The following is a 21,184-nucleotide window of genomic DNA, read 5'->3' on the forward strand; positions in this document are numbered from 1 at the left end:
GGATCGGACTTGGCCGGCATAAACCTGGCGGCGGTGATGGGTGTGGTTATTGAAGAGGTGCGCCAAGCCACCCCTAACAGCTGCTTCAACCCGCGTGAGATCGACGAGATGCCGCAGCGTAGGATAGAAGACATACAGTGAATACGGTGCTCGCGGCGTCTGTTCTAACGTAGGAGCAAGCAGCCTATGGATGGATGTTGCGGATGATCTTGTTCGACTGCAATATGTCGTCGGACAGGGAGGGCAGTGGCACATGGGCAAGGAATTTGATCTGCGGAAGCTGACTAACGAATTCTACGAGCGCCGCAACAGGAACGACGTCCGGGGCATGATCGACTGCTTCGCGCCGGATGGATGCTTCAGGATGATGGGCACGGACCGGCTCGGTGCCGTGACGCAGATGCACCAGGGCACAGATGCCCTCTTGGCGGTGGGAGCAGCGCTCACCGAGAACTGGGACCTCTCGGGGCTGCGCAACGTTGCCACATTCGTCGAGGGCGACACGACCCTGACCCATCGAAGCGGGAGCGTGCGCTATGTTCCGACGGGCGGCGAATACCACACGGAGCTGATCGACAAGATGACCTTTCGCGATGGTCTCATCGTCGAATACCTGCAGTTTGTCGACACGCTTTTCATCGCGGAAATCACGGGCGTCGCAAGTCTTCAGTAGCCTGCCTGCGCCGGAGCGGACCAGCCGCAGCTGCTGACCTCAGGCGAGGCCGATGCCGCTCTCGCGCTGGAAGCCGATGAGGTCGAAGGAGGGCGCCGCACGGCCGAAACCGGTGAGAACGGCGTGCGCCTGGCCGCGATGATGCGTCTGGTGGTTGAAGAGGTGTGCCAGTGCCGGCCACAGCGGCTGCGTGACGCTGCGCGGGTTCGTGACCGTCATATAGGTGAAGGTCGATCCAAGCCGTTCCGCCGTCAGCCCGTCCACCCAGCGGATGATGCGCGCATCCTCGGCGCGGCGCGCCTCCGCCAGCTCCGGCAGCTGCTCGAACAGCACCGCGTCGAGCCGGACCGGCGCCGTACCTTCGCCGGTGAAGCGCTGCATCCAGATGCGGTCGGTGACGAGGAGATGGTTGAGCGTTCCCATCAGCGAGCGGAAGAAGACGCCGCGGTCCCCCCAGGCCTCCTCAGGTGTCAGCTCGGCTGCCGCTGCGTAGAGCCGTTCGTTGCACCACGCGTTGTAGGCGGCGAACATGCGGGCGGACTGGGCAAGGGGCATAAGCACTCCGGTATGGCTTGACAGTCGGGCGTGGCAGATGCCCTGCCGAGCGACATCGCCACACCGCACGACCGCGATCAACCGGAACCCTGATCCTGATGAGCATTGTCCTCTACGAACTCGCCGGTGCCGATTCGCACCGCCCCTTCTCCCCGCATTGCTGGAAGGCGCGCATGGCGCTGAAGCACAAGGGGCTCGTCTTCGATACCGTGTCGGTCGCGTTCACCGAAGTCCCGACAATCGAGAACGGTGCTACACGCGCCGTGCCACTGATCCGTGATGGCGGCACGCTCGTCTCGGACTCGTTCCGGATCGCCGAATATCTGGAGGAGGCTTATCCGGACCTCCCGTCGCTGTTCGGCGGGCAGGGCGGCCGGGACCTGACCCGCTTCGTCGAAAGCTGGACGCAGCTGACGCTCCATCCCGCCATCACCGGGCTAGCGATCACCGACATCCACGCCATGCTGGCGGAGCCTGATCAGGTCTATTTCCGTGCCGATCGCGAGCGCAAGCTCGGCCGCAGCCTCGAAGCGGTGGCGAGCGGGCGCGAGGATCGCATCGAGCCGTTGCTGAAGTCGATGGAGCCGCTGCGATCGTTGTTGCGCGGCCGCCCCTTCATCGGCGGCAACGCGCCGCTCTTTGCCGACTACATCGTCTTCGGCGCGCTCCAGTGGCTGCGCATAACCTGCCCGCTCGCCGTCGTTCCGACGGAAGATCCGGTCGCACTCTGGTTCGGCCGCTGCCTCGACCTCTTCGATGGCCACGGCCGAACGGTGAGCGCGGCCTCGGCATAGGCTTCAGCGAGCGCGCGCCTTGCCGCCCTGCAGGTCGGACGGTATAGAGCGCGCCATCTCTTCTCCCTGACACGAGGACACACAATGGCGGTCGAACGCACATTCTCCATGATCAAGCCGGACGCGACGCGCCGCAACCTGACGGGCGCGATCACCAAGATGATCGAGGAGTCCGGGCTGACCGTCGTCGCCTCCAAGCGCGTGTGGATGAGCCGCCGTCAGGCTGAGGGCTTCTATGCCGTCCACAAGGAGCGGCCGTTCTTCGGCGAGCTCGTCGAGTCGATGTCGGCCGGCCCGACGATCGTCCAGGTGCTGCAGGGCGAGAACGCCATCTCGAAGAACCGCGAGATCATGGGCGCCACCAACCCGAAGGACGCCGCCGAGGGCACGATCCGCAAGGCCTTCGCCCTGTCGATCGGCGAGAACTCCGTGCACGGCTCCGACGCCCCCGAGACGGCCGCTCAGGAGATCGCCTACTGGTTCTCCGAGACCGAGATCGTCGGCTGAAGCCTCAGCCTTCATCGTGATGACGAACGCCGGCCTTAGCGCCGGCGTTTTTGTTTGCGCGCCTCATGCATCTGAGGCTGCAGCGCTCTGCCACTGAGCTTCGACGATTGCGGAGCCGTCGCCGGTTTCCCGTCGGTCATGCGAACGGTGGTCATTCCTCAGCGTAAGTTGGATGTTGGTTGTCCAAATATACTGAACAAGAGAGCCGCGTATTGCAAATTTGCAACAGAAAGAGGGTGTCGAATCAGTATATAATTGTACATCGGAGTAAGGGGACTCCTGAGGGGATCATGATGCTGCGCCATATTGCAATGAGCATTGCTCTGGCTGCGGTTGCCTCTGCGGCAAGCGCGGCCGATATGATCGAGACGGCCCCGGCGCCGTCCTACGACTGGTCCGGCTTCTATGTGGGCGTGAACGGCGGCTATGCCTGGGGCGATGCCGACTTCGCGTTTGCCTCGGCGGGTTCGGAATCGAACACCGACCTCACCGGCGGCTTTATCGGCGGCACGATCGGCTACAACTACCAGATCCAGTCGTTCCTGATCGGCATCGAGGGCGACTTCGACTGGTACGGCTTGGACGGCTCCGATTCCTGCCCCAACGACTTCTTCGACTGCGATGTCGACGTCGACTGGCTCGGCACCGTGCGGGCCCGCGCCGGCTACGCCTTCGACAATCTCCTCGTCTTCGCAACGGGCGGTCTGGCGGTCGCCAATGTCGATGCCGACACGCCGCCCTTTGCCGAGGGCGAAGACTTCGACGACACCTATGTCGGCTACACCGTCGGCGGAGGCCTCGAGATCGGCATCACGCAGGATTGGTCGATCAAGGCGGAATATGCCTATGTCGATCTCGGCAGCGAGACCGCCGATGCCGGCGAACTCGATCCGGGCGAAACCGATGTCGACATCGATTTCCACACGGTCAAGTTCGGCGTGAACTACCGCTTCTGACCGGTTCGACTACGTCGGACGGCGCTTGGCAGGACCCTGCCAGGCCGGCGGCGGGGCGCAGGCTCCCGCGCCATTCGGCTAAGCTGCTGCATCCTGCAGCGGCCAGCCAGTGGCAGGGGCCTCGCGTGGTCGTGTCCGTCTAGAGCCTGTGCCACTTGTCGGCGGCGAGGTCGTCGGTGTCCTTGTGCTCGACCCAGCCGCCGGTCGAGCCATCCTTCAGATGCTCGCGCTTCCAGAACGGCGCGCGCGTCTTCAGGAAGTCCATCAGGAAGGATGCCGCCTCGAAGGCGGCGTGGCGATGCTCGGCTGCGCAACCGACGAAGACGATCTCCTCGCCGGGCAGGATGCGCCCCGTGCGGTGCACCGCGCGGCAGGCGAGCAGCGGCCAGCGCTCCAGCGCCTGCCAGGCGATGCCAGCGATCTCGCGCTCCGCCATCCCGGGATAGTGCTCGAGCTCCAGCGCCGACAGCCGGCCGCCTTCGTCCCGGCAATAGCCGGAAAAGGTGACGAGGCCGCCGATCGCGCCGCCGCCGCCCATGGAGGCGATCTCGGCCGCGATGTCGATCCGGCCAGTTTCGATCCTCACCTCCGGCTCGATCTGGAGCCCCGGCTGGCGACCGGTATTCGCGTCCGCGGTCACGGATCAGCCTCCCGTCATCGGCGGAAAGATCGCGATCTCGCTGGCGCCGGCAATGGGGTCGGAGTGATCCGCATGCTCCTTGTCCAGCGCGACGCGGATGATCTCTGGCGCCTGCAGCGCCGCCTCATAGTTCGCGCCGCGGCCCTTCAGCCAGTGCAGAAGGTCGAAGACGGTGATGATGCCGGCGGGGAGCTCCACCTGTTCCTCAGCCACACCGATGCGCTCCTTCACCCAGGCGAAATAAACGAGCTTCATCGTCAGATCTCTTGTTCTTGCGCGGCGCGTCTTGGCGCTGCCGCGCTTTTCCTGCCCAACCAGAGGAGATGGTTCAGGCGGGCTGCCTGTCCAGCGGACGCGCCGAGACAAGCCGGCGAAGGCGCGGCTCAGTCCTCGATGTGGCGCAGGCCCGCGCGGAAATAGTCGTAGCCGGTATAAAGCGTGACGATACCTGACAGCCACAGCAGCGCGATGCCGGTGGAGGTGGTGTGGTCGACGATCCTGTCCGCCGCAGGACCAGCCAGCAGGAAGCCGATCGCCACCATCTGGATCGCCGTCTTCCACTTGGCGAGCCGCGTCACGGGAACGCTGACCTTCAGCTCCGCCAGATATTCGCGCAGGCCGGAAACCAGAATCTCGCGGCAGAGGATCACGATGGCCGCCCAGAGGCTCCAGCCGGCGATCGTGCCGTCGGCGGCGAGCAGCAGCAGCGAGGCGGCAACGAGCAGCTTGTCGGCGATCGGGTCGAGCATGCGGCCGATGGTGGAGGTCTGCTGCCAGGCGCGCGCGAGATAGCCGTCGAAGAAATCGGTGACGCTGGCCGCGATGAAGATGAACAGCGCCGTCCAGCGGGCGAAGTCGGTGCCGCGGAACTGCCCCTCGATGAAGAAGCACAGCACGACCAGCGGCACCGCGATGATGCGCGCATAGGTCAGGATGTTGGGGAGGCTGTAGGCCCTGGACGACGACATCAGTGATTCCGGTTGGCTGCTGCACGCGGCGCAGTGTCTTCAACCGCGCCGTGGTGGCTCCGTCAACCGTCCCTCTGTTGCAGAGCGTATCCGATGCAAGTCGGACACGGCTCATCCCTCAGCTGCGCTCGTGAAAGTGGTCGTAGATGATCTTGGCGGTCGCTTCCGAGATGCCCTCCACCCGGGTGAGGTCGGACAATGCCGCGCGCGAGACGGCCTTGGCGGTTCCGAAATGGTGGAGGAGGGCGCGCTTTCGCGTCGGTCCAATACCGGCAATCTCGTCGAGCGGGTTCTTCACCAGCTCCTTCTTGCGGCGCGCGCGGTGCGAGCCGATGGCAAAGCGGTGCGCTTCGTCCCGCAGCCGCTGCACGAAGTAGAGCACCGGATCGCGCGGCGGCAGCGAGAAGGGCTCGCGCCCATCGGTGACGAAGCGCTCGCGGCCAGCATCGCGGTCGACGCCCTTGGCAACGCCGATTGTGGTGACCCTGTCGGCGATCCCGAGCTCGTTGAGGATCGCACGCACGGCCGAGATCTGGCCCTTGCCGCCGTCGATGAGGACGAGGTCCGGCCAGTCCGGCATCGTGTCGTCGATCTCAGCTTCCGTGTCGTCGGCCGGGACGGCCGCAGCGGGTGAGGGCGCGGCGTCACCATGCTCCTTCAGGAGGCGCGAGAAGCGCCGCGTCATCACCTCGCGCATCATGCCGAAGTCGTCGCCCGGCGTGATGTCGGCGCCGCGTATGTTGAACTTGCGGTACTGGTTCTTGGCAAACCCCGTCGTGCCCGCGACGATCATCGCGCCGACGGCGTTGGTGCCCATGATGTGCGAGTTGTCGTAGACCTCGATGCGGCGCGGCGGCCGGGGGAGGCTGAAGGTCTCGGCCAGGCCCTTCAGGAGCCGCGCCTGCGAGGAGGTCTCGGCAAGCCGCCGGCCGAGCGCCTCGCGCGCATTGGCGACCGCGTGGTCGACGAGGTCCTTCTTCTGGCCGCGCGCGGGCACGCTGATCTGTACCCTGCGGCCGCTGCGCACGCTCAAGGCCTCGGCGAGGAGATCGCAGTCCTCGATGTCGGCCGAGAGCAGCACCAGCGATGGCACCGGCTTGTCGTCGTAGAACTGTGCCAGGAAGGCGCCGAGCACCTCCTGCGGCTCGATCGAGGGATCGGCCTTGGGGAAATAGGCGCGGTTGCCCCAGTTCTGCCCGGTGCGGAAGAAGAACACCTGGATGCAGGTGAGGCCGCCTTCGTAATGGATGGCGAAGACGTCGGCCTCCTCGATCCCAGCCGGGTTGATGCCCTGGTGGCTCTGCACGTGCGAGAGCGCGGACAGACGGTCGCGGTAGATCGCGGCGCGCTCGAAGTCGAGATCGTCCGATGCCGCCTGCATCGCCGCGGACATCGACTGCTTCACCTGGCTGGACCGGCCGGAGAGGAAGCCCTCCGCCTCGCGCACGAGGCCGCGATAGTCCTCGATCGAGATCTCCCGCGTGCAGGGGCCGGAGCATCGCTTGATCTGGTAGAGAAGGCAGGGCCGCGTGCGCGTCTCGTAGACGCTGTCGGTGCAGGTGCGCAGCAGAAAGGCGCGCTGCAGCGCCGAGACGGTGCGTCCCACCGCGCCCGCCGAGGCGAAGGGGCCGAAGTAGCTGCCCTTTCGCGAGCGTGCCCCGCGGTGCTTCATGATCGCGGGCGCCTCGTGGTCGTCGCTGACGAGGATGTAGGGAAACGACTTGTCGTCCCGCATCAGCACGTTGAAGCGGGGCCGCAGCCGCTTGATGAGATTTGCCTCGAGCAGCAGCGCCTCGGTCTCCGTGCGCGTCGTCACGAATTCCATGTGCACCGTCTCGCGGATCATCCGCGCGATCCGGTTGGTGTGGCCGCCGAGGCGCGTATAGCTCGTCACCCGCTTCTTCAGCGAGCGCGCCTTGCCGACATAGAGGACGTCCTCGTCCTTGCCGAACATGCGGTAGACGCCGGGCGCGTTCGGCAGTCGCTTGACGAACGCGGCGATCAGCTCGGCGCCCTTCAGTTCGTGGCTGGCACCCGCATCGTTCCAGTCGATCGTGGCAACGGCAGACGTCGCGTCGGCCGGCACATCCTCGATGATGTCGTCCTCGTCGTCCGCTTCGTCGTCGATGGCGTGGTCGATGTCGCTGGTCATGCTCATGTCGTCTGGAAGCCGCGGCATCAACGCGCGGCCGGAGTGTCGAGAGAAGCGCTGCGGCCTGATCGGCCCATTCGGATGTCCGCTGCCTTGCCCTGCGCAAGCAGCGGCCTGTTCCCCTTATATGATTCTCGACTTGGACGATTGCAGGGTCGGGCGAGGCGGAACGGACCGCAGGTGCGACACTGCGCCCATTTCTGCCGCAAGTGAGGTGGAGGATCACCCCTACGGCCGCTGTGGCGCATTCGTCACAAGCGGCAGCGAAGTGAGCGGGGCCGTGAACCCTTACCAAGCTTTCACTGTTTCGGTGGCACCTCAGCCCCCATGTGAAGGCGTGGCAGGACGTCAGGCTCGCGGAAGGGCGATGTCTCTGCCGAACAGTGAAAGGAACGGGCATGAACACGATCAGGATGAGCCTTCTGGCATCAGCTTTTCTCGTTTTCGCTGCTCCTGCCTTCGCCGCGGACGTGGTGATGGAGGAGCCGCCGGTTCCGCAGGCCGTCGTCGCGAGCCCGGTCTATGTCTGGTCCGGCCCATATGCCGGCGCCTTCGTCGGCTACAACGTCTCGAACTTCGATCAGACCGGCGGCGCGGACTATGACGGCGAAGGCATCGTTGGCGGCGTCTATGGCGGATACAACTTCCAGTCCGGCCAGTTCGTCTACGGTATCGAAGGCGATGTCGGCTATTCCGGTCTCGATGCCGGCGGCGCCAATTTCGACGTGGGTGCGCCGGTCGAGGCTGACTCGAACGCCTTCGGCTCGCTGCGCGGCCGCGTCGGCGTTGCGCTCGATCCGTTCATGGTCTTCGCGACCGGCGGTGTCGCGGTCGACAGCAAGCAGTTGTCGGCCAGTGGCGAGAAGGACACGCAGACCAATGTCGGCTACACCGTCGGCGGCGGCATCGAGGCGAAGGTGACGGACAACATCACGTCGCGTCTCGAGTACCGCTATTCGGATTTCGGCAGCGAGACCTATGATCTCGGCGAGACCAGCGTCTCGACCGGCTATGACGAGCACTCGATCCGCGCCGGCGTTGCGCTGAAGTTCTGAAGGGGCGGCAGGCGACACGTCTGTCAATGGGCGCCGGCAGCAATGCCGGCGCAGTCGTATCTGATGATCGAAGAAGGGCTGCGCGTCGGCCGCGCAGCCGGATGATCAGACCTTCGGCATAAGGTCGGCGAAGCGGGGGTAGCGCTCCGGAAACGCCTTGATCCAGGCCGCGAGCTTCGGGTGCTCGACTTCCCACTGTCCGGCAAAGCGCAAGCTCAGCCAGCCGAGGAAGCCGGCCACCGCGAAGTGGCCGATGTCCAGCGTCTCCGGGAAGCGACCGACCTCACTCTCAAGAGCGTCGAGCGCGCGAATCGCCTTGCCCCATTGGCGATCCGTCCACGGCTTATGGTGGATCTCCTCGGGCCGGAACCGCTTCTCGTAGACGACGAGGATGGCGCCATCGACGCCACCGTCCGACGTTGCCTCGACCTTGCGGGCGCGCAGCCACTCGGCGTCACCCTGCGGGATCAACAGATTGCCGCTGATGCGATCGAAATATTCGCAGATCACCCGGCTGTCGTAGACGGGGGTGCCGTCATTCAAAAGCAGCGTCGGCACCTTGCCGAGCGGATTGGCGGTCAGAAGTTCGGCCGGTTCGGATACGGTGTCGACGCTGACGCAATCGAGATCGATGTCGCAATGGCGAGCGGCCATCCGCACCTTCGCGGCGAAGGGCGAGGTCGGCGAGTAGAAAAGACGCATCAGAAAATCAGCAACCTGTGTGGATCAGAAGCGGCGAAGCGACTGGCAGTTCGCGCCGTAGACCTGCCACTCGTCAAGGCCGAGCACGCAGCCCTCGGCACGCCAGCCGATCGAGGCGAAGCCCATCGGATATTCCACGACGTAGTAGAGCGTGTGCCGCTCGCCAGTGGAAATCTGCACTTCGCCCTGGCAGTAGCGGCGCTCGATCGGGCGCTCCTCGTTGGCGGCGAAATAGGCTTTTTCGAAGAGATCGCTGAACTCGGTGATCGCGAGATCGCTTTTCAGCATCTGCGGCGCGCCATATTCGAACTGGTCCTCGACCTGCGCCAGCACCTTCGGGTTCTCGCAGAAGGGGAGCGTCGCGGACGGCACCGGCTGATGCGTCGTGCGCATCATCATGAGATCGGCAGCCGAGGCCGGCACCGCGAAGGGGGCGACGAGAGCTGCCGTGAGAACGGCGGCGGAGATGATGCGCATGATGAACCTTCCGCGGAATCGGAGGCAGGGAAATCCACAGGGAAGATAACGCAGTTCTCCCTTACGGTTAATCCTCGCGCCGCGTTGCTAGAGCGAAACCACCCGCGACGTTGCAGCCGGGCCATAGTCGAGCGCCACCGCGAGCACCTTCATCGCAGCCGCAGCCTCCTCGGCGAAGGTGTAGGGCGCATTGACCACGGCAAGGCCCGTACCGACCAGTCGCTCGTCGCTCGTGAACGGCTCGCGGAAGAACTCGGCGAGGATGATGTCCTCGATACCGGTGTCGCGCAGTGTCGCCACTAATGCCTCGCGCGCCGCCGGGCGCTTCAGCGGGTACCAGATGGCATAGATGCCGCCTGGCCAGCGGCGGTATGCCTTCGCCAGGCCTTCACCGATGCGGCGGATCTCGTCCGCCTGTTCGAAGGGTGGGTCGATCAGCACGAGGCCGCGCTTCTCCTTTGGCGGCAGATGCGCGCCGAGCGCCAGCCAGCCGTCGAGCTGGATCGCCTTGACCTGGTGATCGCCGGCAAAGAGCCGTCCGAGCGCGGCTGCATCGGTTGGATGCAGCTCATAGGCCGACAGCCGGTCCTGCGGCCGCAACAGCCGCCGCACGATCAGGGGCGAGCCGGGATAGGCGGTGATGCGGGTGCCGTCGCGCTCCGGCGCAAGGGTCTGGAGGTAGGACGCCAGCAGCGGCTCGCCGTCCGGAGAAGGCGTGGCGCGCAGCAGCCGCGCAATGCCGTCGAGATACTCGCCGGTCCGTAGCGCCTCCTCGCTGCCGAGCTCGTAGCGTCCGCGCCCCGCATGGGTGTCGATCACCCGGAACGGCTTCTCCTTGCGCTGGAGATAGGCGACGATCAGCGTCAGCAGCACGTGCTTGACGACGTCGGCGAAGTTGCCGGCATGGAAGGCGTGGCGATAATTCACGAGCTGCCCAATTTTTCCTGCCGCAGAAACACACCGTTCAGGGGAGCGGATGCGTCGGCTGTGCCTATATTGCGGCGCAGCGACTCCACAGACATCGCCGCTGCAATGACGAAAGGAAGTTCCTTGAGCAAGTCCAAGCTGTTTGAAGAGGTCGATTTCGGCCCGATCCGCCTCTCCAACCGTATCGTCATGGCGCCGCTGACGCGCAGCCGCGCGACCTCCGACGGCGTGCCGAAAGCGATGCATGTCGAGTACTACCGCCAGCGCGCCAGCGCCGGGCTCATCATCTCCGAGGCGACCAACATCAGCGTCGAAGGGCGCGGCTATGCCTGGACGCCCGGCATCTACTCGGACGAGCAGGTGGCCGCCTGGAAGAAGGTGACGGATGCCGTTCATGCCGAAGGCGGGCGGATCTTCCTGCAGCTCTGGCATGTCGGCCGCATCTCGCACCCCGACCTGCAGCCGAACGGCGCCGCGCCCGTGTCCGCCTCTGCGGTCAAGCCGTCCGGCAAAGCCTTCACCGAGGAAGGCTTCAAGGATCACGAGACGCCGCGCGCCCTTGAGGAAGCCGAGCTGCCCCGCGTCACCGAAGACTATGTCAAGGCGACGAAGAACGCCCGCGCCGCCGGCTTCGACGGCGTCGAGGTCCATTCGGCGAATGGCTACCTGCTCGACCAGTTCCTGCGCGATGGCACCAATCTGCGCACCGACCGCTACGGCGGCTCGATCGAGAACCGCATGCGCTTCCCGCTGGAGGTGCTGGATGCCGTGATCGCCACCTGGGACAAGGAGCATGTCGGCATCCGCATCTCGCCGGTGACGGTGATGGGCGGATCGAGCGAGAGCGATCAGCAGCGCCTCTTCAACGCCTATGTCGAGGAGATCGCCAAGCGCCAGCCGATTTACCTCCATGTCATCGAAGGCCAGACCGGCGGCGACCGCGGCAAGGACGGCTTCGACTACGACGCGCTCCGCCAGCGCTTCGACGGGCTCTACATGGGCAACAACAACTACGATCTCGATCTGGCGGTGAAGCAGCTCGATGCCGGCGAGGTCGACCTCGTCTGCTTCGGCAAGCCGTTCATCTCCAATCCGGATCTGGTCGCGCGCCTGCAGCTCGGCGCCCCGCTGAACGCCTGGGACCAGGCGACCTTCTATGGCGGCGACGAGAAGGGCTTGACCGACTACCCCGCGCTGACGCCGGAGGAGCGGGCCCGTTACGCCGCATGACCTCACGCAGGGGTCCTCTGGACCAGGCGTTCTTCCACGCAGCGGGCCGGACATCACGTCCGGCCCGTTTTCGTTTGATGACGGTGATCGCCAGAATGAATGGGCTGCCGGCGTCTGGAATGGCTATAAAGGGCCATGAACAAGCCCTTCGCCCTCGCGGTCGGTCATACGGCCTGCCCGCATGACTGCCCGTCCACCTGCGCGCTCGATGTCGATCTCATCGACACCCGCACGATCGGTCGCGTGCGGGGCGCAGAAGGCAACAGCTACACGGCCGGCGTCATCTGCGCGAAGGTCGCGCGCTATGCCGAACGCACCCATCACCCCGACCGGCTGAAGCACCCGCTGCAGCGCGTCGGGGGCAAGGGCGAGGGGCGCTGGCGCGAGATCGGCTGGGACGATGCGCTCGACCTCGTCGCCGACGCCTTCGTGAAGGCCGAGCAGCGGTATGGCTCGGAAAGCGTCTGGCCCTATCACTATGCCGGCACGATGGGACTGGTGCAGCGCGACGGCATCTACCGGCTGCGGCACGCCAAGCGCTACTCCAACCAGTTCGATTCGATCTGTACCAACATGGCCTGGACCGGCTGGTTCGCCGGCGCCGGGCGGATGACCGGCGCGGATCCCCGCGAGATGGCCGTGTCCGACTGCGTGGTGATCTGGGGCACCAATGCGGTGGCGACGCAGGTCAACGTGATGACGCACGCGATCCGCGCCCGCAAGGAGCGTGGAGCGACGATCGTCGCCATCGACATCTACGACAATGCTACGATGAAGCAGGCCGATCTCGCCCTGTGCCTGAAACCCGGCACCGATGCGGCGCTCGCCTGCGCGCTGATGCATGTCGCCTTCCGGGACGGTACGGCCGACCGCGACTATCTCGCCCGCTACACCGACGATCCGGCCGGGCTGGAGCAGCACCTTGCCCCGCGTGACCCGGAATGGGCGGCCGCCATCACCGGCCTGTCGGTCGAGGCGATCGAGGCCTTCGCAGCGATCATCGGCCGTACGCCGCGCACCTTCTTCCGCCTCGGCTACGGCTTTACGCGCCAGCGCAACGGTGCGGTCGCGATGCATGCCGCGATGTCCGTGCCCGCCGTCTACGGCCACTGGCAGCACGAAGGCGGCGGGGCCTTCCACACCAACTCGGACATATTCGGCCTCGACAAAAGCGAGATCATGGGCGTCGCGGCGCGCGACGCTTCAGTGCGCTCGCTTGACCAGAGCCGGATCGGCGCGGTGCTCTGCAATGACGCCGGGGCGCTGAACGGCGGCCCGCCCGTCACGGCGATGCTGATCCAGAACACCAACCCGGCCAATGTCTGCCCGGAGCAGCGGCTGGTGCGCCGCGGCTTCCTGCGCGAGGACCTCTTCACCTGCGTCCACGAACAGTTCATGACGGACACGGCCAAGCTCGCCGATCTCGTCCTGCCGGCGACGACCTTCCTCGAACATGACGACATCTATCGCGGCGGCGGCCAGAACCACATCGTCCTCGGACCCAAGCTGGTGGAGCCGCCGGTGGGGGTGCGCTCGAACCACTTCGTCATCGAAGAGCTCGGCAAGCGGCTCGGCCTGTCCGGTCAGCCCGGTTTCGGCCGCACCGAGCGGGAACTGATCGATGCGATGCTGCAGCGAAGCCGGCGCGGCACGCTGGCCGAGCTGGAGGCCGGCCGCTGGATTGACTGTCAGCCGCCCTTCAGCCGCGCGCATTTCCTCGACGGCTTCGCCTGGCCGGACAAGCGCTTCCGCTTCCGCCCCGATTGGGCCGGGAGCCGCGCGCCGAACCGCCCGCCCGAGGCGATGGGGCTGCAGGGACCGCATCACCGCCTGCCGGAGTGGCCCGACCACGTCGAGCTGACGGAGAGTGCGGACGCGGCCCACCCGTTCCGCCTGGCGACCTCGCCGGCGCGGCAGTTCCTGAACTCGACCTTCGCCGAGACCAAAGGCTCGCGTGGCCGCGAAGGGCAGCCGAACCTTGCCATCCATCCGGACGATGCCGCCGCTGCGGGCATTGCCGAGGGAAGCGTCGTGCGGATCGGCAATCGCCGCGGCTCGCTGCGTCTGGTCGCCCGCCTGTCCGATGCCGCGCGACCCGGCGTGCTGATCCATGAAGGCCTCTGGCCAAACGGCGATTTCCTCGACGGCGAGGGGATCAACATCCTCGTCGGAGCCGATCCCGTCGCGCCCTTCGGCGGTGCGGCCTTCCACGATATCCATGTCTGGCTCGAGCCGGACGGGCCAGGCGAGGCCACGAGCACAGCAGCAGCGTAACCTGCCTGTGTTTTGACACGGGTCTGTGTTAAGAGCCCGTTAACGATTGTGGATCCGCGTGCGAGCCGTTACTGGCTGGGGTTCGATCTCGTCTTCAGGAATGGGCGGTTCATGGCGGCACGACGGCGGTGGCAGGAGCGGAGCATGAGGCTGAACGCCTCGGTGCGCTTCATGCTGTTTGCGCTGCTGCTCGCGCCGATGCTGCTGCTTCCCGGTGCTGCATCGACACGGCTGGCTGCGGCGTTTCTGCCGGGTGGCGCGGTCGATGCCGGCGGGCGCAGCGGCGATGCCGGCTCGTCCCGTCGCGGCACCCAGGTGGGCGCACGGTCATCGGAATCCAACCAGGCGTCCGGCATGCTGCTGGAGCGTCCGGACCAGAAGGGACGGCCGCTTCTGGCCGGTGGCGACCCGGCGCTGCTTCCGCAATCCGGCGGTCTCGTGCTGCCGGCGCGCGCCTCAGCCGCAGCGGTATCCAGCGATACCAGCAGCGACACGAGCCATGGTCCGGCGGGCTTTCGTTCGCGCGCGCCTCCGATCGCGTCCTGACGCCACGCCACCCGACGCTTGAACCTCAAGGCCGCGGCTCCTCGAAGGACGCCGGCGCCGCCGATCCTGGATCACCTCACCATGCGCACCTCCAAATGGGTGCTTGCGACCTATGCCGTCATCATCATTCTCGGCATCTTCGCAGCGCTCCCGAACGTCTTCACCCAGCAGCAGCTGGCGTCCTTCCCGTCCTGGCTGCCCAAGCATCAGGTCAATCTCGGCCTCGACCTCAGCGGCGGCTCGCATCTCGTGCTCGAGATCGACGCTTCGGCGCTGCGCAAGGAGCGGCTGCAGTCGATCCTGCAGGGCTCGCGCGACACGCTGCGTCAGGCCAATGTCCGCTACCAATCGATCCGCGCCGACGACAATGCGGTGACGGTCGCGATCAACGATCCGGCGATGCGCGAGAAGGCGCTGCCGCTGCTGCGGGCCCTGGCGGAGCCGACCGCAACTGCGGTCTTCGGAACTGCATCGAGTGATATCGAGGTCGCGTCCACCGACACCGGCATCCGCATGGCCCTGACGGAGGCGGGGATCGCCGACCGTACCAATGCAGCGATCCAGCAGAGCCTGGAGATCGTCCGCCAGCGCATCGATCAGGTCGGCGTCTCCGAGCCGACGATCCAGCGCGTCGGCTCGGACCGCATCCTCGTCCAGCTGCCGGGCGTGCAGGACCCCCGCCGCATCCGCGAGCTTCTCGGCTCGACGGCGCAGATGAGCTTTCACATGCTCGCGCCCGACGGCGACACGACGACGCGCCGCCCGGGCGTAACGATCATGCCGGATTCGAAGACTGATCAGAAATACGCGATCGAGGATCGCGTCGCCATCAGCGGCGAGCGCCTCAGCGACGCCAGAGCCGGCTTCGACCCGCAGACGAGCGAGCCGATCGTCTCCTTCCGCTTTGATTCGCTCGGCGCACGGCAGTTCGGCGACATCACCCGGCAGAATGTCGGGCGGCCCTTCGCCATCGTCCTCGACGGCAAGGTCCTGAGTGCACCGGTGATCCGCGAGCCCATCACCGGCGGTTCCGGCCAGATCAGCGGCAACTTCACCGTCGAGGATTCGACCGTGCTCTCGGCGCTCCTGCGCGCCGGCGCGCTGCCGGCGCCGCTGACGGTGATCGAGGAACGCACCGTCGGTGCCGATCTGGGCGCCGACGCCATCGAGCGTGGCATCCTGTCCGGCCTCGTCGGGTTCGGCCTCGTCTTCATCTTCATGTTCGTGCTTTATGGCCGCTGGGGCCTGCTCGCGAATTTCGCGCTGCTGCTGAACGTCATCCTGACCTTCGGTGCCCTGAGCCTGCTAGGTGCGACGCTGACGCTGCCCGGCATCGCCGGCATCGTGCTTGGCATCGGCCTTGCCGTCGACGCCAACGTTCTCATCAACGAGCGCATCCGCGAGGAGACGCGCAAGGGGCTCGGCGCCTTCCCGGCGCTCGACGCCGGCTTCAACCGCGCCTATTCCACCATCATCGACTCCAACGTCACCGCGCTGATCGCGACCGCGCTGCTCTTCTACTTCGGCTCCGGTCCGGTGCGCGGCTTTGCCATCACCATGTTCCTCGGCATCGCCATCTCCATGTTCACGGCCGTTTCGATCGTGCGCGTGGTGATGACCTTCATCGTCCGTCGCTGGCGCATGAAGACGCTGCGGATCGAGCCGCTGTTCGGATTCAAGCTGATCCCGGACGGCACCAACATCCGCTTCATGAAGGGGCGCTTCGTCGGCATCGGCGTCTCGGCCGTGCTCTCGCTCGCCTCGATTGCCCTCTTCATCTATCCCGGCCTCAACTACGGCGTGGATTTCCGCGGCGGCATCCAGATGGAAGTTCGCACCTCTGGCCCCGCCGATCTCGCGGCGATGCGCAGCGGTCTCGAAGGATTGGGTCTCGGCGAGATCAATCTGCAGGAGTTCGGCGGCGAGCAGAATGTGCTCGTGCGCGCCGAGCGCCAGCCGGGCGGCGAGGAGGCACAGAATCAGGCGGTCGCCAAGATCCGCGACGAGGTCACCCGTCTCGATCCGGGTTCCTCGATAGAGCGGACGGAGGTGGTCGGTCCGAAGGTTTCGGGCGAGCTCGCCTATGCCGGCGTGATCTCCGTCGTCCTCGCGAGCTTGGCCATGATGTTCTACATCTGGTTCCGCTTCGAGTGGCCCTTCGCCGTCGGCGCCATCGCGACGCTGATCCTCGACGTCACGAAGACGGTGGGCTTCTTCGCGCTGACCGGCATCGACTTCAACCTCACCGCCATCGCGGCGCTGCTGACGCTGATCGGCTACTCCGTGAACGACAAGGTCGTCGTCTATGACCGCATGCGCGAGAACATGCGGCTCTACAAGTCGATGTCGATGCGCGACATGATCGACAAGTCGATCAACGAGACGCTGGCGCGAAGCCTGTACACCTCGATCACCGCCTTCCTCGCCATGCTGCCCATGGCGATCTGGGGCGGCAGCGCGGTGGAAAGCTTCGCCGTGCCGATGGTGTTCGGCATCGTTGTTGCCGCCAGCTCCTCGGTGTTCATCGCGGCGCCGATCCTGCTCTTCCTCGGCGACTGGCGCACGCGTCGGCGAAAGGCAGCGGCGGCGACCCCGGTGGTGGCGCAGGCCTCCTGATCGACTTCGGCGGCGGGGCTCGTCCCCGCTGATCCCGCTGCAAACGAGAAAGGCGGTGGCTCGACGAGCCGCCGCCTTTTTCTATCTGCGGCTTCCAAGCGGAAGGACCGGAACGATGGATAAAGATGCAAAGACCTGGCTCGAAGGCTGGGTTGCCGAGAACCTTCGAGGGTCGCAGAAGGACGCGACCGGCCACATCTCGAGCCAGCTGATCAAGCTGACGGCGGACGCTGAAGCGGCGGGCTTCTCGGAAGATGAGGTGCGCCGCGTTACCGGCGGCGATCTGGAGAGCTACCTGCGCGGTCGCCAGCCGGAGCGATGAGTCGGACCGACCTTAGGCGCTAGTTGCCGGAGCGATCAGCATCTCGCACGACGCTGGAGCGGCTGTCTGCGTCGACGCCTCGGTGGGCACAAGGCCGCCGTCGATCGTCACCCGCCCGTCGAGCACCAGCCGCAGCGCATGCGGGTAGAGCCGGTGCTCGGCGCCGAGCACCCGGCGCGACAGCGTCTCGGCCGTATCGCCGGCTTCGATGCGCACGGCCGCCTGCGCGATGATCGGACCCTCGTCCATGACTTCGGTCACGAAGTGGACGGTGCACCCGTGCAGGCGCATGCCGGCGCCGAGAGCGCGCGCATGCGTGTCGAGGCCGGGGAAGAGCGGCAGCAGCGAGGGGTGGATGTTGATCATGCGGCCGCGATAGCGCTGGGTGAAGTCGGCCGAAAGGATGCGCATGTAGCCGGCGAGGCAGACGACGTCCGGCTGGACGCGATCCAGCGCCTCCATCACGGCAGCCTCGTGCGCGGCGCGGCTGGCAAAGGCCTTGTGATCGACGGCAACTGCCGCGATGCCGTGCATGGCCGCGGTTTCCAGCCCGCGCGCGTCCGGCCGGTTCGACAGGACGGCGACGATCTCGCCCGGAAAATCGGGCGCGGCCGCAGCTGCGATCAGCGCCTCCATGTTGGAGCCGCGGCCCGAGATCAGCACCGCGATGCGTTTGCGCGGCTTGGCGGCCGCGCTCATGCGAGGGCGAGCGAACCGTTGAAGGTGACGGCGTCCGCGTCGCGGCGCAGCACGCGGCCGAGCGGCACGACGCTCTCGCCGGCGCTCTGTAGTAGTGCGCTAACGACGGCCGCCTCCGCCTCGGACACGACGACGATCATGCCGATACCGCAGTTGAAAGTGCGCAGCATCTCCGGCTCGGCGACACCGCCGACCTTGGCGAGCCAACCGAAGACCGGCGGCACGGGAACGGCCGGCAGGTCGATGTCGGCGCGCAGCGTCTCCGGCAAGACGCGCGGGATGTTCTCGGTGAACCCGCCGCCGGTGATGTGGGCGAGCGCCTTGATGCCGCGCGACTGGGCGAAGACTTCCAGCAGCGGCTTCACATAGATGCGCGTCGGCTCGATCAGCGCCTGGCCGAGCGTCCGGGTGGCGTCGAAGGGCGCAGGGGCATCGTAGGACAGGCCCGATAGCTGGACGATGCGCCGGATCAGCGAATAGCCGTTGGAGTGCGGGCCGGAGGAGGCGAGGCCGAGGATGACGTCGCCGGTCTCGATGTCCGCCGCGGGCAGCAGACGGTCGCGCTCGGCTGCGCCGACGGCAAAGCCCGCGAGATCGTAGTCCTTCTCGGCATACAGCCCCGGCATCTCGGCTGTCTCGCCGCCGATCAGCGCGCAGCCGGCCTGGCGGCAACCATCGGCAATGCCCTTGACGATCGCCTCGCCCTCGGCGGGATCGAGCTTGCCGGTCGCGAAATAGTCGAGGAAGAACAGCGGCTCGGCGCCCTGCACCACGAGATCGTTGACGCACATGGCGACGAGATCGATGCCGATCGTGTCGTGGATGCCGGTCTCGATGGCGATCCTGAGCTTGGTGCCGACGCCGTCATTGGCGGCGACCAGCACCGGATCGGTGAAGCCGGCGGCCTTCAGGTCGAACAGGCCGCCGAAGCCGCCGATCTCGCCATCGGCGCCGCGGCGCGCGGTCGAGCGCACATGCGGCTTGATGCGCCGGACCATCTCGTTGCCGGCATCGATATCGACGCCCGCGTCGCGGTAGGTGAGGGTGTTCGTGGTCGTGTCGGTCATCGCTCAGCCTTCTTCGGCGCCGAGTTGACACGATCGGCGAGGCTGAGCAAGACCTGCCATGACGCCTCAGCTGTGCTGAGCAGGGGCATCTGCGTGAGGGGGCAAGAGAGGAGGGGCGCAGCACAGCGCATCGGGTGGCGTGACGGTACCGAACTTCATCTCCATCGCCCGCCTTCTCGGCGTGCCCGCTCTGGTCTGGGCATTGATCACCGGGGAATGGCAGATCGCCTTCGCGGTCTTCGTGCTCTGCGGCGTCTCCGACGCGCTGGACGGCGCCATCGCCCGCCACTTCAACCAGCAATCGATGCTCGGCCGCTACCTCGATCCGATGGCGGACAAGGCGTTGCTCGTCGCCGTCTATCTCTGCCTCTGCATCCTTGGGCATCTTCCGGTCTGGCTCGCGACGCTGGTCGTCTCGCGCGACGTCCTGATCGTGGCGGCGGTGCTTCTGTCCTTCGTCATGGATCATCCCGTCACTGTTCGGCCGCTGCTCGTCTCGAAATTGACGACGGCGGCGCAGATCCTGCTGGCGGGAACGACCCTCGCCGAGCCCGCGCTTCACCTCGACATTCCCGTGCTGATCTCGACCTTGATCGGGGCGGTGACGATCTTGACCGTGCTGTCGGCGGGCGCCTATCTCATCGACTGGCTCCGCCACATGGCGGCCGATGAAGGCAGGGAAGGCCATCGATGACACGCGACCCGGCCCTTCTGTTCCGCCGTCAGCTCCTGTTCTGGAGCCTCACCGGCGTCGTCCTGGTTCTCCTGCTCTGGCTGTTCAGCGACATCCTGCTGCCCTTCCTGCTCGGCATGGCGATCGCCTACTTCCTCGATCCGGTCGCCGACTGGCTAGAGCGCCGCGGCCTATCGCGCGTCGCCGCCACGCTGGTGATCCTGATCCTCTTCATCATCGGCTTCGCCGCGGTGATCCTGATCGTCGTGCCGCTGGTGGCCGATCAGGTCAGCAGCGTCGTCTCCAGCTTGCCGAGCTATATCGAGCGGGTGAAGGCACTGGTCGCCTCGGCCAAGAGCAGCCGCTTCGGCTGGCTGTTCTCGGCCAATGAGGCCGATATCCAGAAGAACCTCAGCGACATCGTCAGCCAGGGCACGAGCGTCGTGACGACGCTGCTCTCGTCGCTGTGGACGTCCTCGCTCGCCGTCGTCAACTTCCTGTCGCTGTTCGTGGTGACGCCCGTCGTCGCCTTCTACCTGCTCGTCGACTGGGACCGCATGGTGGAGAAGGTCGACAGCTGGATTCCGCGCCAGCACCTGTCCACCGTGCGGCGGCTGGCGCGCGAGATCGACCTCGCCGTCGCCGGCTTCGTGCGCGGGCAGGGGAGCCTCTGCCTCATCCTCGGCACCTACTATGCCGCCGGCCTGACGCTGATCGGCCTGAACTTCGGGCTGTTGATCGGCCTCTTCGCCGGCCTGATCTCCTTCATCCCCTATATCGGCTCGACGCTCGGCCTCGTTCTCGCTGTTGGCGTCGCCCTGGTGCAGTTCTCGCCCGATTGGATCTGGGTGGTCGCCACCGCGGCGATCTTCTTCAGCGGCCAGTTCTTCGAGGGCAACATCCTGCAGCCGAAGCTCGTCGGCAGCTCGGTCGGCCTGCATCCGGTCTGGCTGATGTTCGCGCTCTTTGCCTTCGGCGCGCTGTTCGGCTTCGTCGGCCTCCTCATCGCCGTGCCGGCCGCGGCCGCCGTCGGCGTGCTGGTGCGCTTTGCCATCACCAAGTATCTGCAGAGCGAAATGTATTTCGGCCGCGCGGTGACGCGTCCGGAACTCTCGGCGGAGAGCCTCGATCAGCAGCCGCTGAAAGCTGCGATCGACGCCGATTTCGCGCCTGCGGGGAGCTTGCCGCAATTGGGACCGGAACGCCCGCCCGCCGGCTGAAGCCTGGCGGCACGATCGTCCTGAAGGTGGCGGGAGACTGAGCGGGCGGCATTAATCCCCGCTCTTTCGTGCCTGTGGGCTCATCTTGGCACAGCGGTACAGGCCCGCGCCGAAATCGGTTACAAGGGTGG

22 protein-coding genes are annotated in these 21,184 nt (G+C 66.2%); 12 read left to right on the forward strand and 10 right to left on the reverse strand.

Features of this window, described 5'->3' with window-relative positions:
- The first annotated feature begins 253 nt into the window (after positions 1-253).
- Positions 254-673, forward strand: a complete 420-nt coding sequence (locus C0R46_RS02105; protein ID WP_157944524.1) for a nuclear transport factor 2 family protein — start codon at positions 254-256, stop codon at positions 671-673.
- 39 nt (positions 674-712) lie between these two features.
- Here the strand turns inward: C0R46_RS02105 and C0R46_RS02110 are convergent, their stop codons facing one another.
- Positions 713-1,228, reverse strand: a complete 516-nt coding sequence (locus tag C0R46_RS02110; RefSeq protein ID WP_198598215.1) for a DinB family protein — start codon at positions 1,226-1,228, stop codon at positions 713-715.
- Positions 1,229-1,326: 98 nt separating this feature from the next.
- Between C0R46_RS02110 and C0R46_RS02115 the strand changes: the two genes are divergently transcribed.
- From C0R46_RS02115 to C0R46_RS02125, 3 genes are all read left to right on the forward strand, one after another.
- Positions 1,327-2,022, forward strand: a complete 696-nt coding sequence (locus C0R46_RS02115; protein WP_102957922.1) for a glutathione S-transferase family protein — start codon at positions 1,327-1,329, stop codon at positions 2,020-2,022.
- An 84-nt stretch (positions 2,023-2,106) separates the two neighbouring features.
- Entirely contained in the window at positions 2,107-2,529 is a 423-nt protein-coding gene (ndk, locus tag C0R46_RS02120; protein ID WP_102957923.1) for a nucleoside-diphosphate kinase, read from the forward strand.
- A 311-nt stretch (positions 2,530-2,840) separates the two neighbouring features.
- Positions 2,841-3,485, forward strand: coding sequence for an outer membrane protein (locus C0R46_RS02125; RefSeq protein WP_280953003.1), 645 nt, complete (start codon positions 2,841-2,843; stop codon positions 3,483-3,485).
- A gap of 139 nt (positions 3,486-3,624) precedes the next feature.
- Here C0R46_RS02125 and C0R46_RS02130 read toward each other — a convergent pair whose 3' ends face one another.
- From C0R46_RS02130 to uvrC, 4 genes are all read right to left on the reverse strand, one after another.
- Complete coding sequence (locus C0R46_RS02130; protein ID WP_102957925.1) at positions 3,625-4,125, reverse strand: molybdenum cofactor biosynthesis protein MoaE; 501 nt, start codon at positions 4,123-4,125, stop codon at positions 3,625-3,627.
- A 3-nt stretch (positions 4,126-4,128) separates the two neighbouring features.
- Positions 4,129-4,380, reverse strand: a complete 252-nt coding sequence (gene moaD / locus C0R46_RS02135) for a molybdopterin converting factor subunit 1 (RefSeq protein WP_102957926.1) — start codon at positions 4,378-4,380, stop codon at positions 4,129-4,131.
- Positions 4,381-4,508: 128 nt separating this feature from the next.
- On the reverse strand, positions 4,509-5,093 hold the full coding sequence (gene pgsA / locus C0R46_RS02140) for a CDP-diacylglycerol--glycerol-3-phosphate 3-phosphatidyltransferase (protein ID WP_102957927.1): 585 nt from the start codon (positions 5,091-5,093) through the stop codon (positions 4,509-4,511).
- A gap of 118 nt (positions 5,094-5,211) precedes the next feature.
- Complete coding sequence (gene uvrC, locus C0R46_RS02145; protein WP_102957928.1) at positions 5,212-7,272, reverse strand: excinuclease ABC subunit UvrC; 2,061 nt, start codon at positions 7,270-7,272, stop codon at positions 5,212-5,214.
- A gap of 371 nt (positions 7,273-7,643) precedes the next feature.
- Here uvrC and C0R46_RS02150 point away from each other — a divergent pair, with 371 nt between their 5' ends.
- Positions 7,644-8,300: an outer membrane protein gene (locus C0R46_RS02150; protein ID WP_102957929.1), complete on the forward strand. Its 657-nt coding sequence runs from the start codon at positions 7,644-7,646 to the stop codon at positions 8,298-8,300.
- A gap of 105 nt (positions 8,301-8,405) precedes the next feature.
- On the opposite strand, the gene C0R46_RS02155 is transcribed toward C0R46_RS02150, so the two are convergent.
- The 3 genes from C0R46_RS02155 to C0R46_RS02165 form a co-directional block, all read right to left on the reverse strand.
- Positions 8,406-9,005, reverse strand: coding sequence for a glutathione S-transferase N-terminal domain-containing protein (locus C0R46_RS02155; protein ID WP_102957930.1), 600 nt, complete (start codon positions 9,003-9,005; stop codon positions 8,406-8,408).
- Positions 9,006-9,026: 21 nt separating this feature from the next.
- A complete protein-coding gene (locus C0R46_RS02160; RefSeq protein WP_102957931.1) occupies positions 9,027-9,479 on the reverse strand; it encodes a hypothetical protein in 453 nt (150 codons plus the stop codon).
- Positions 9,480-9,566: 87 nt separating this feature from the next.
- Entirely contained in the window at positions 9,567-10,406 is an 840-nt protein-coding gene (locus C0R46_RS02165) for a 23S rRNA (adenine(2030)-N(6))-methyltransferase RlmJ (RefSeq protein WP_102957932.1), read from the reverse strand.
- 123 nt (positions 10,407-10,529) lie between these two features.
- Between C0R46_RS02165 and C0R46_RS02170 the strand changes: the two genes are divergently transcribed.
- The 5 genes from C0R46_RS02170 (at position 10,530) to C0R46_RS02190 (ending at position 17,394) form a co-directional block, all read left to right on the forward strand.
- Positions 10,530-11,636: an alkene reductase gene (locus C0R46_RS02170; protein WP_102957933.1), complete on the forward strand. Its 1,107-nt coding sequence runs from the start codon at positions 10,530-10,532 to the stop codon at positions 11,634-11,636.
- Positions 11,637-11,771: 135 nt separating this feature from the next.
- Entirely contained in the window at positions 11,772-13,910 is a 2,139-nt protein-coding gene (locus C0R46_RS02175) for a molybdopterin-containing oxidoreductase family protein (RefSeq protein ID WP_102957934.1), read from the forward strand.
- A gap of 144 nt (positions 13,911-14,054) precedes the next feature.
- Entirely contained in the window at positions 14,055-14,456 is a 402-nt protein-coding gene (locus C0R46_RS02180; RefSeq protein ID WP_102957935.1) for a hypothetical protein, read from the forward strand.
- Between the two features lie 81 nt (positions 14,457-14,537).
- Entirely contained in the window at positions 14,538-17,072 is a 2,535-nt protein-coding gene (secD, locus tag C0R46_RS02185; protein WP_102957936.1) for a protein translocase subunit SecD, read from the forward strand.
- A 115-nt stretch (positions 17,073-17,187) separates the two neighbouring features.
- On the forward strand, positions 17,188-17,394 hold the full coding sequence (locus C0R46_RS02190) for a DUF768 domain-containing protein (RefSeq protein ID WP_102957937.1): 207 nt from the start codon (positions 17,188-17,190) through the stop codon (positions 17,392-17,394).
- A gap of 12 nt (positions 17,395-17,406) precedes the next feature.
- Here C0R46_RS02190 and purN read toward each other — a convergent pair whose 3' ends face one another.
- Positions 17,407-18,093 carry a phosphoribosylglycinamide formyltransferase gene (gene purN / locus C0R46_RS02195; RefSeq protein ID WP_102957938.1) on the reverse strand — a complete coding sequence of 229 codons (687 nt, stop codon included), beginning with the start codon at positions 18,091-18,093 and terminating at the stop codon, positions 17,407-17,409.
- On the reverse strand, positions 18,090-19,160 hold the full coding sequence (gene purM / locus C0R46_RS02200) for a phosphoribosylformylglycinamidine cyclo-ligase (RefSeq protein ID WP_102957939.1): 1,071 nt from the start codon (positions 19,158-19,160) through the stop codon (positions 18,090-18,092). The genes purN and purM overlap by 4 nt, the downstream gene beginning before the upstream one ends.
- A gap of 139 nt (positions 19,161-19,299) precedes the next feature.
- Between purM and C0R46_RS02205 the strand changes: the two genes are divergently transcribed.
- Positions 19,300-19,854 (forward strand): CDP-alcohol phosphatidyltransferase family protein, encoded by a 555-nt coding sequence (locus tag C0R46_RS02205; RefSeq protein WP_102957940.1) that lies wholly within the window; start codon positions 19,300-19,302, stop codon positions 19,852-19,854.
- Positions 19,851-21,053 carry an AI-2E family transporter gene (locus tag C0R46_RS02210; protein ID WP_102957941.1) on the forward strand — a complete coding sequence of 401 codons (1,203 nt, stop codon included), beginning with the start codon at positions 19,851-19,853 and terminating at the stop codon, positions 21,051-21,053. The genes C0R46_RS02205 and C0R46_RS02210 overlap by 4 nt, the downstream gene beginning before the upstream one ends.
- Positions 21,054-21,184: the final 131 nt, after the last annotated feature.

Source organism: Mangrovicella endophytica, assembly GCF_002893625.1.
GTDB lineage: Bacteria > Pseudomonadota > Alphaproteobacteria > Rhizobiales > Rhizobiaceae > Mangrovicella > Mangrovicella endophytica.

What these genes read in the sequence shown, in the direction of transcription:
- ndk (WP_102957923.1), top strand. Translation starts at nt 2,107, where the DNA reads ATGGCGGTCGAACGCACATTCTCCATGATCAAGCCGGACGCGACGCGC.
- C0R46_RS02150 (WP_102957929.1), top strand. Translation starts at nt 7,644, where the DNA reads ATGAACACGATCAGGATGAGCCTTCTGGCATCAGCTTTTCTCGTTTTC.
- C0R46_RS02105 (WP_157944524.1), top strand. Translation starts at nt 254, where the DNA reads ATGGGCAAGGAATTTGATCTGCGGAAGCTGACTAACGAATTCTACGAG.
- pgsA (WP_102957927.1), bottom strand. Translation starts at nt 5,093, where the DNA reads ATGTCGTCGTCCAGGGCCTACAGCCTCCCCAACATCCTGACCTATGCG.
- uvrC (WP_102957928.1), bottom strand. Translation starts at nt 7,272, where the DNA reads ATGCCGCGGCTTCCAGACGACATGAGCATGACCAGCGACATCGACCAC.
- C0R46_RS02190 (WP_102957937.1), top strand. Translation starts at nt 17,188, where the DNA reads ATGGATAAAGATGCAAAGACCTGGCTCGAAGGCTGGGTTGCCGAGAAC.
- C0R46_RS02110 (WP_198598215.1), bottom strand. Translation starts at nt 1,228, where the DNA reads ATGCCCCTTGCCCAGTCCGCCCGCATGTTCGCCGCCTACAACGCGTGG.
- purM (WP_102957939.1), bottom strand. Translation starts at nt 19,160, where the DNA reads ATGACCGACACGACCACGAACACCCTCACCTACCGCGACGCGGGCGTC.
- C0R46_RS02125 (WP_280953003.1), top strand. Translation starts at nt 2,841, where the DNA reads ATGAGCATTGCTCTGGCTGCGGTTGCCTCTGCGGCAAGCGCGGCCGAT.
- moaD (WP_102957926.1), bottom strand. Translation starts at nt 4,380, where the DNA reads ATGAAGCTCGTTTATTTCGCCTGGGTGAAGGAGCGCATCGGTGTGGCT.
- C0R46_RS02210 (WP_102957941.1), top strand. Translation starts at nt 19,851, where the DNA reads ATGACACGCGACCCGGCCCTTCTGTTCCGCCGTCAGCTCCTGTTCTGG.
- C0R46_RS02115 (WP_102957922.1), top strand. Translation starts at nt 1,327, where the DNA reads ATGAGCATTGTCCTCTACGAACTCGCCGGTGCCGATTCGCACCGCCCC.
- secD (WP_102957936.1), top strand. Translation starts at nt 14,538, where the DNA reads ATGCGCACCTCCAAATGGGTGCTTGCGACCTATGCCGTCATCATCATT.
- purN (WP_102957938.1), bottom strand. Translation starts at nt 18,093, where the DNA reads ATGAGCGCGGCCGCCAAGCCGCGCAAACGCATCGCGGTGCTGATCTCG.
- C0R46_RS02180 (WP_102957935.1), top strand. Translation starts at nt 14,055, where the DNA reads ATGAGGCTGAACGCCTCGGTGCGCTTCATGCTGTTTGCGCTGCTGCTC.
- C0R46_RS02160 (WP_102957931.1), bottom strand. Translation starts at nt 9,479, where the DNA reads ATGCGCATCATCTCCGCCGCCGTTCTCACGGCAGCTCTCGTCGCCCCC.
- C0R46_RS02175 (WP_102957934.1), top strand. Translation starts at nt 11,772, where the DNA reads ATGAACAAGCCCTTCGCCCTCGCGGTCGGTCATACGGCCTGCCCGCAT.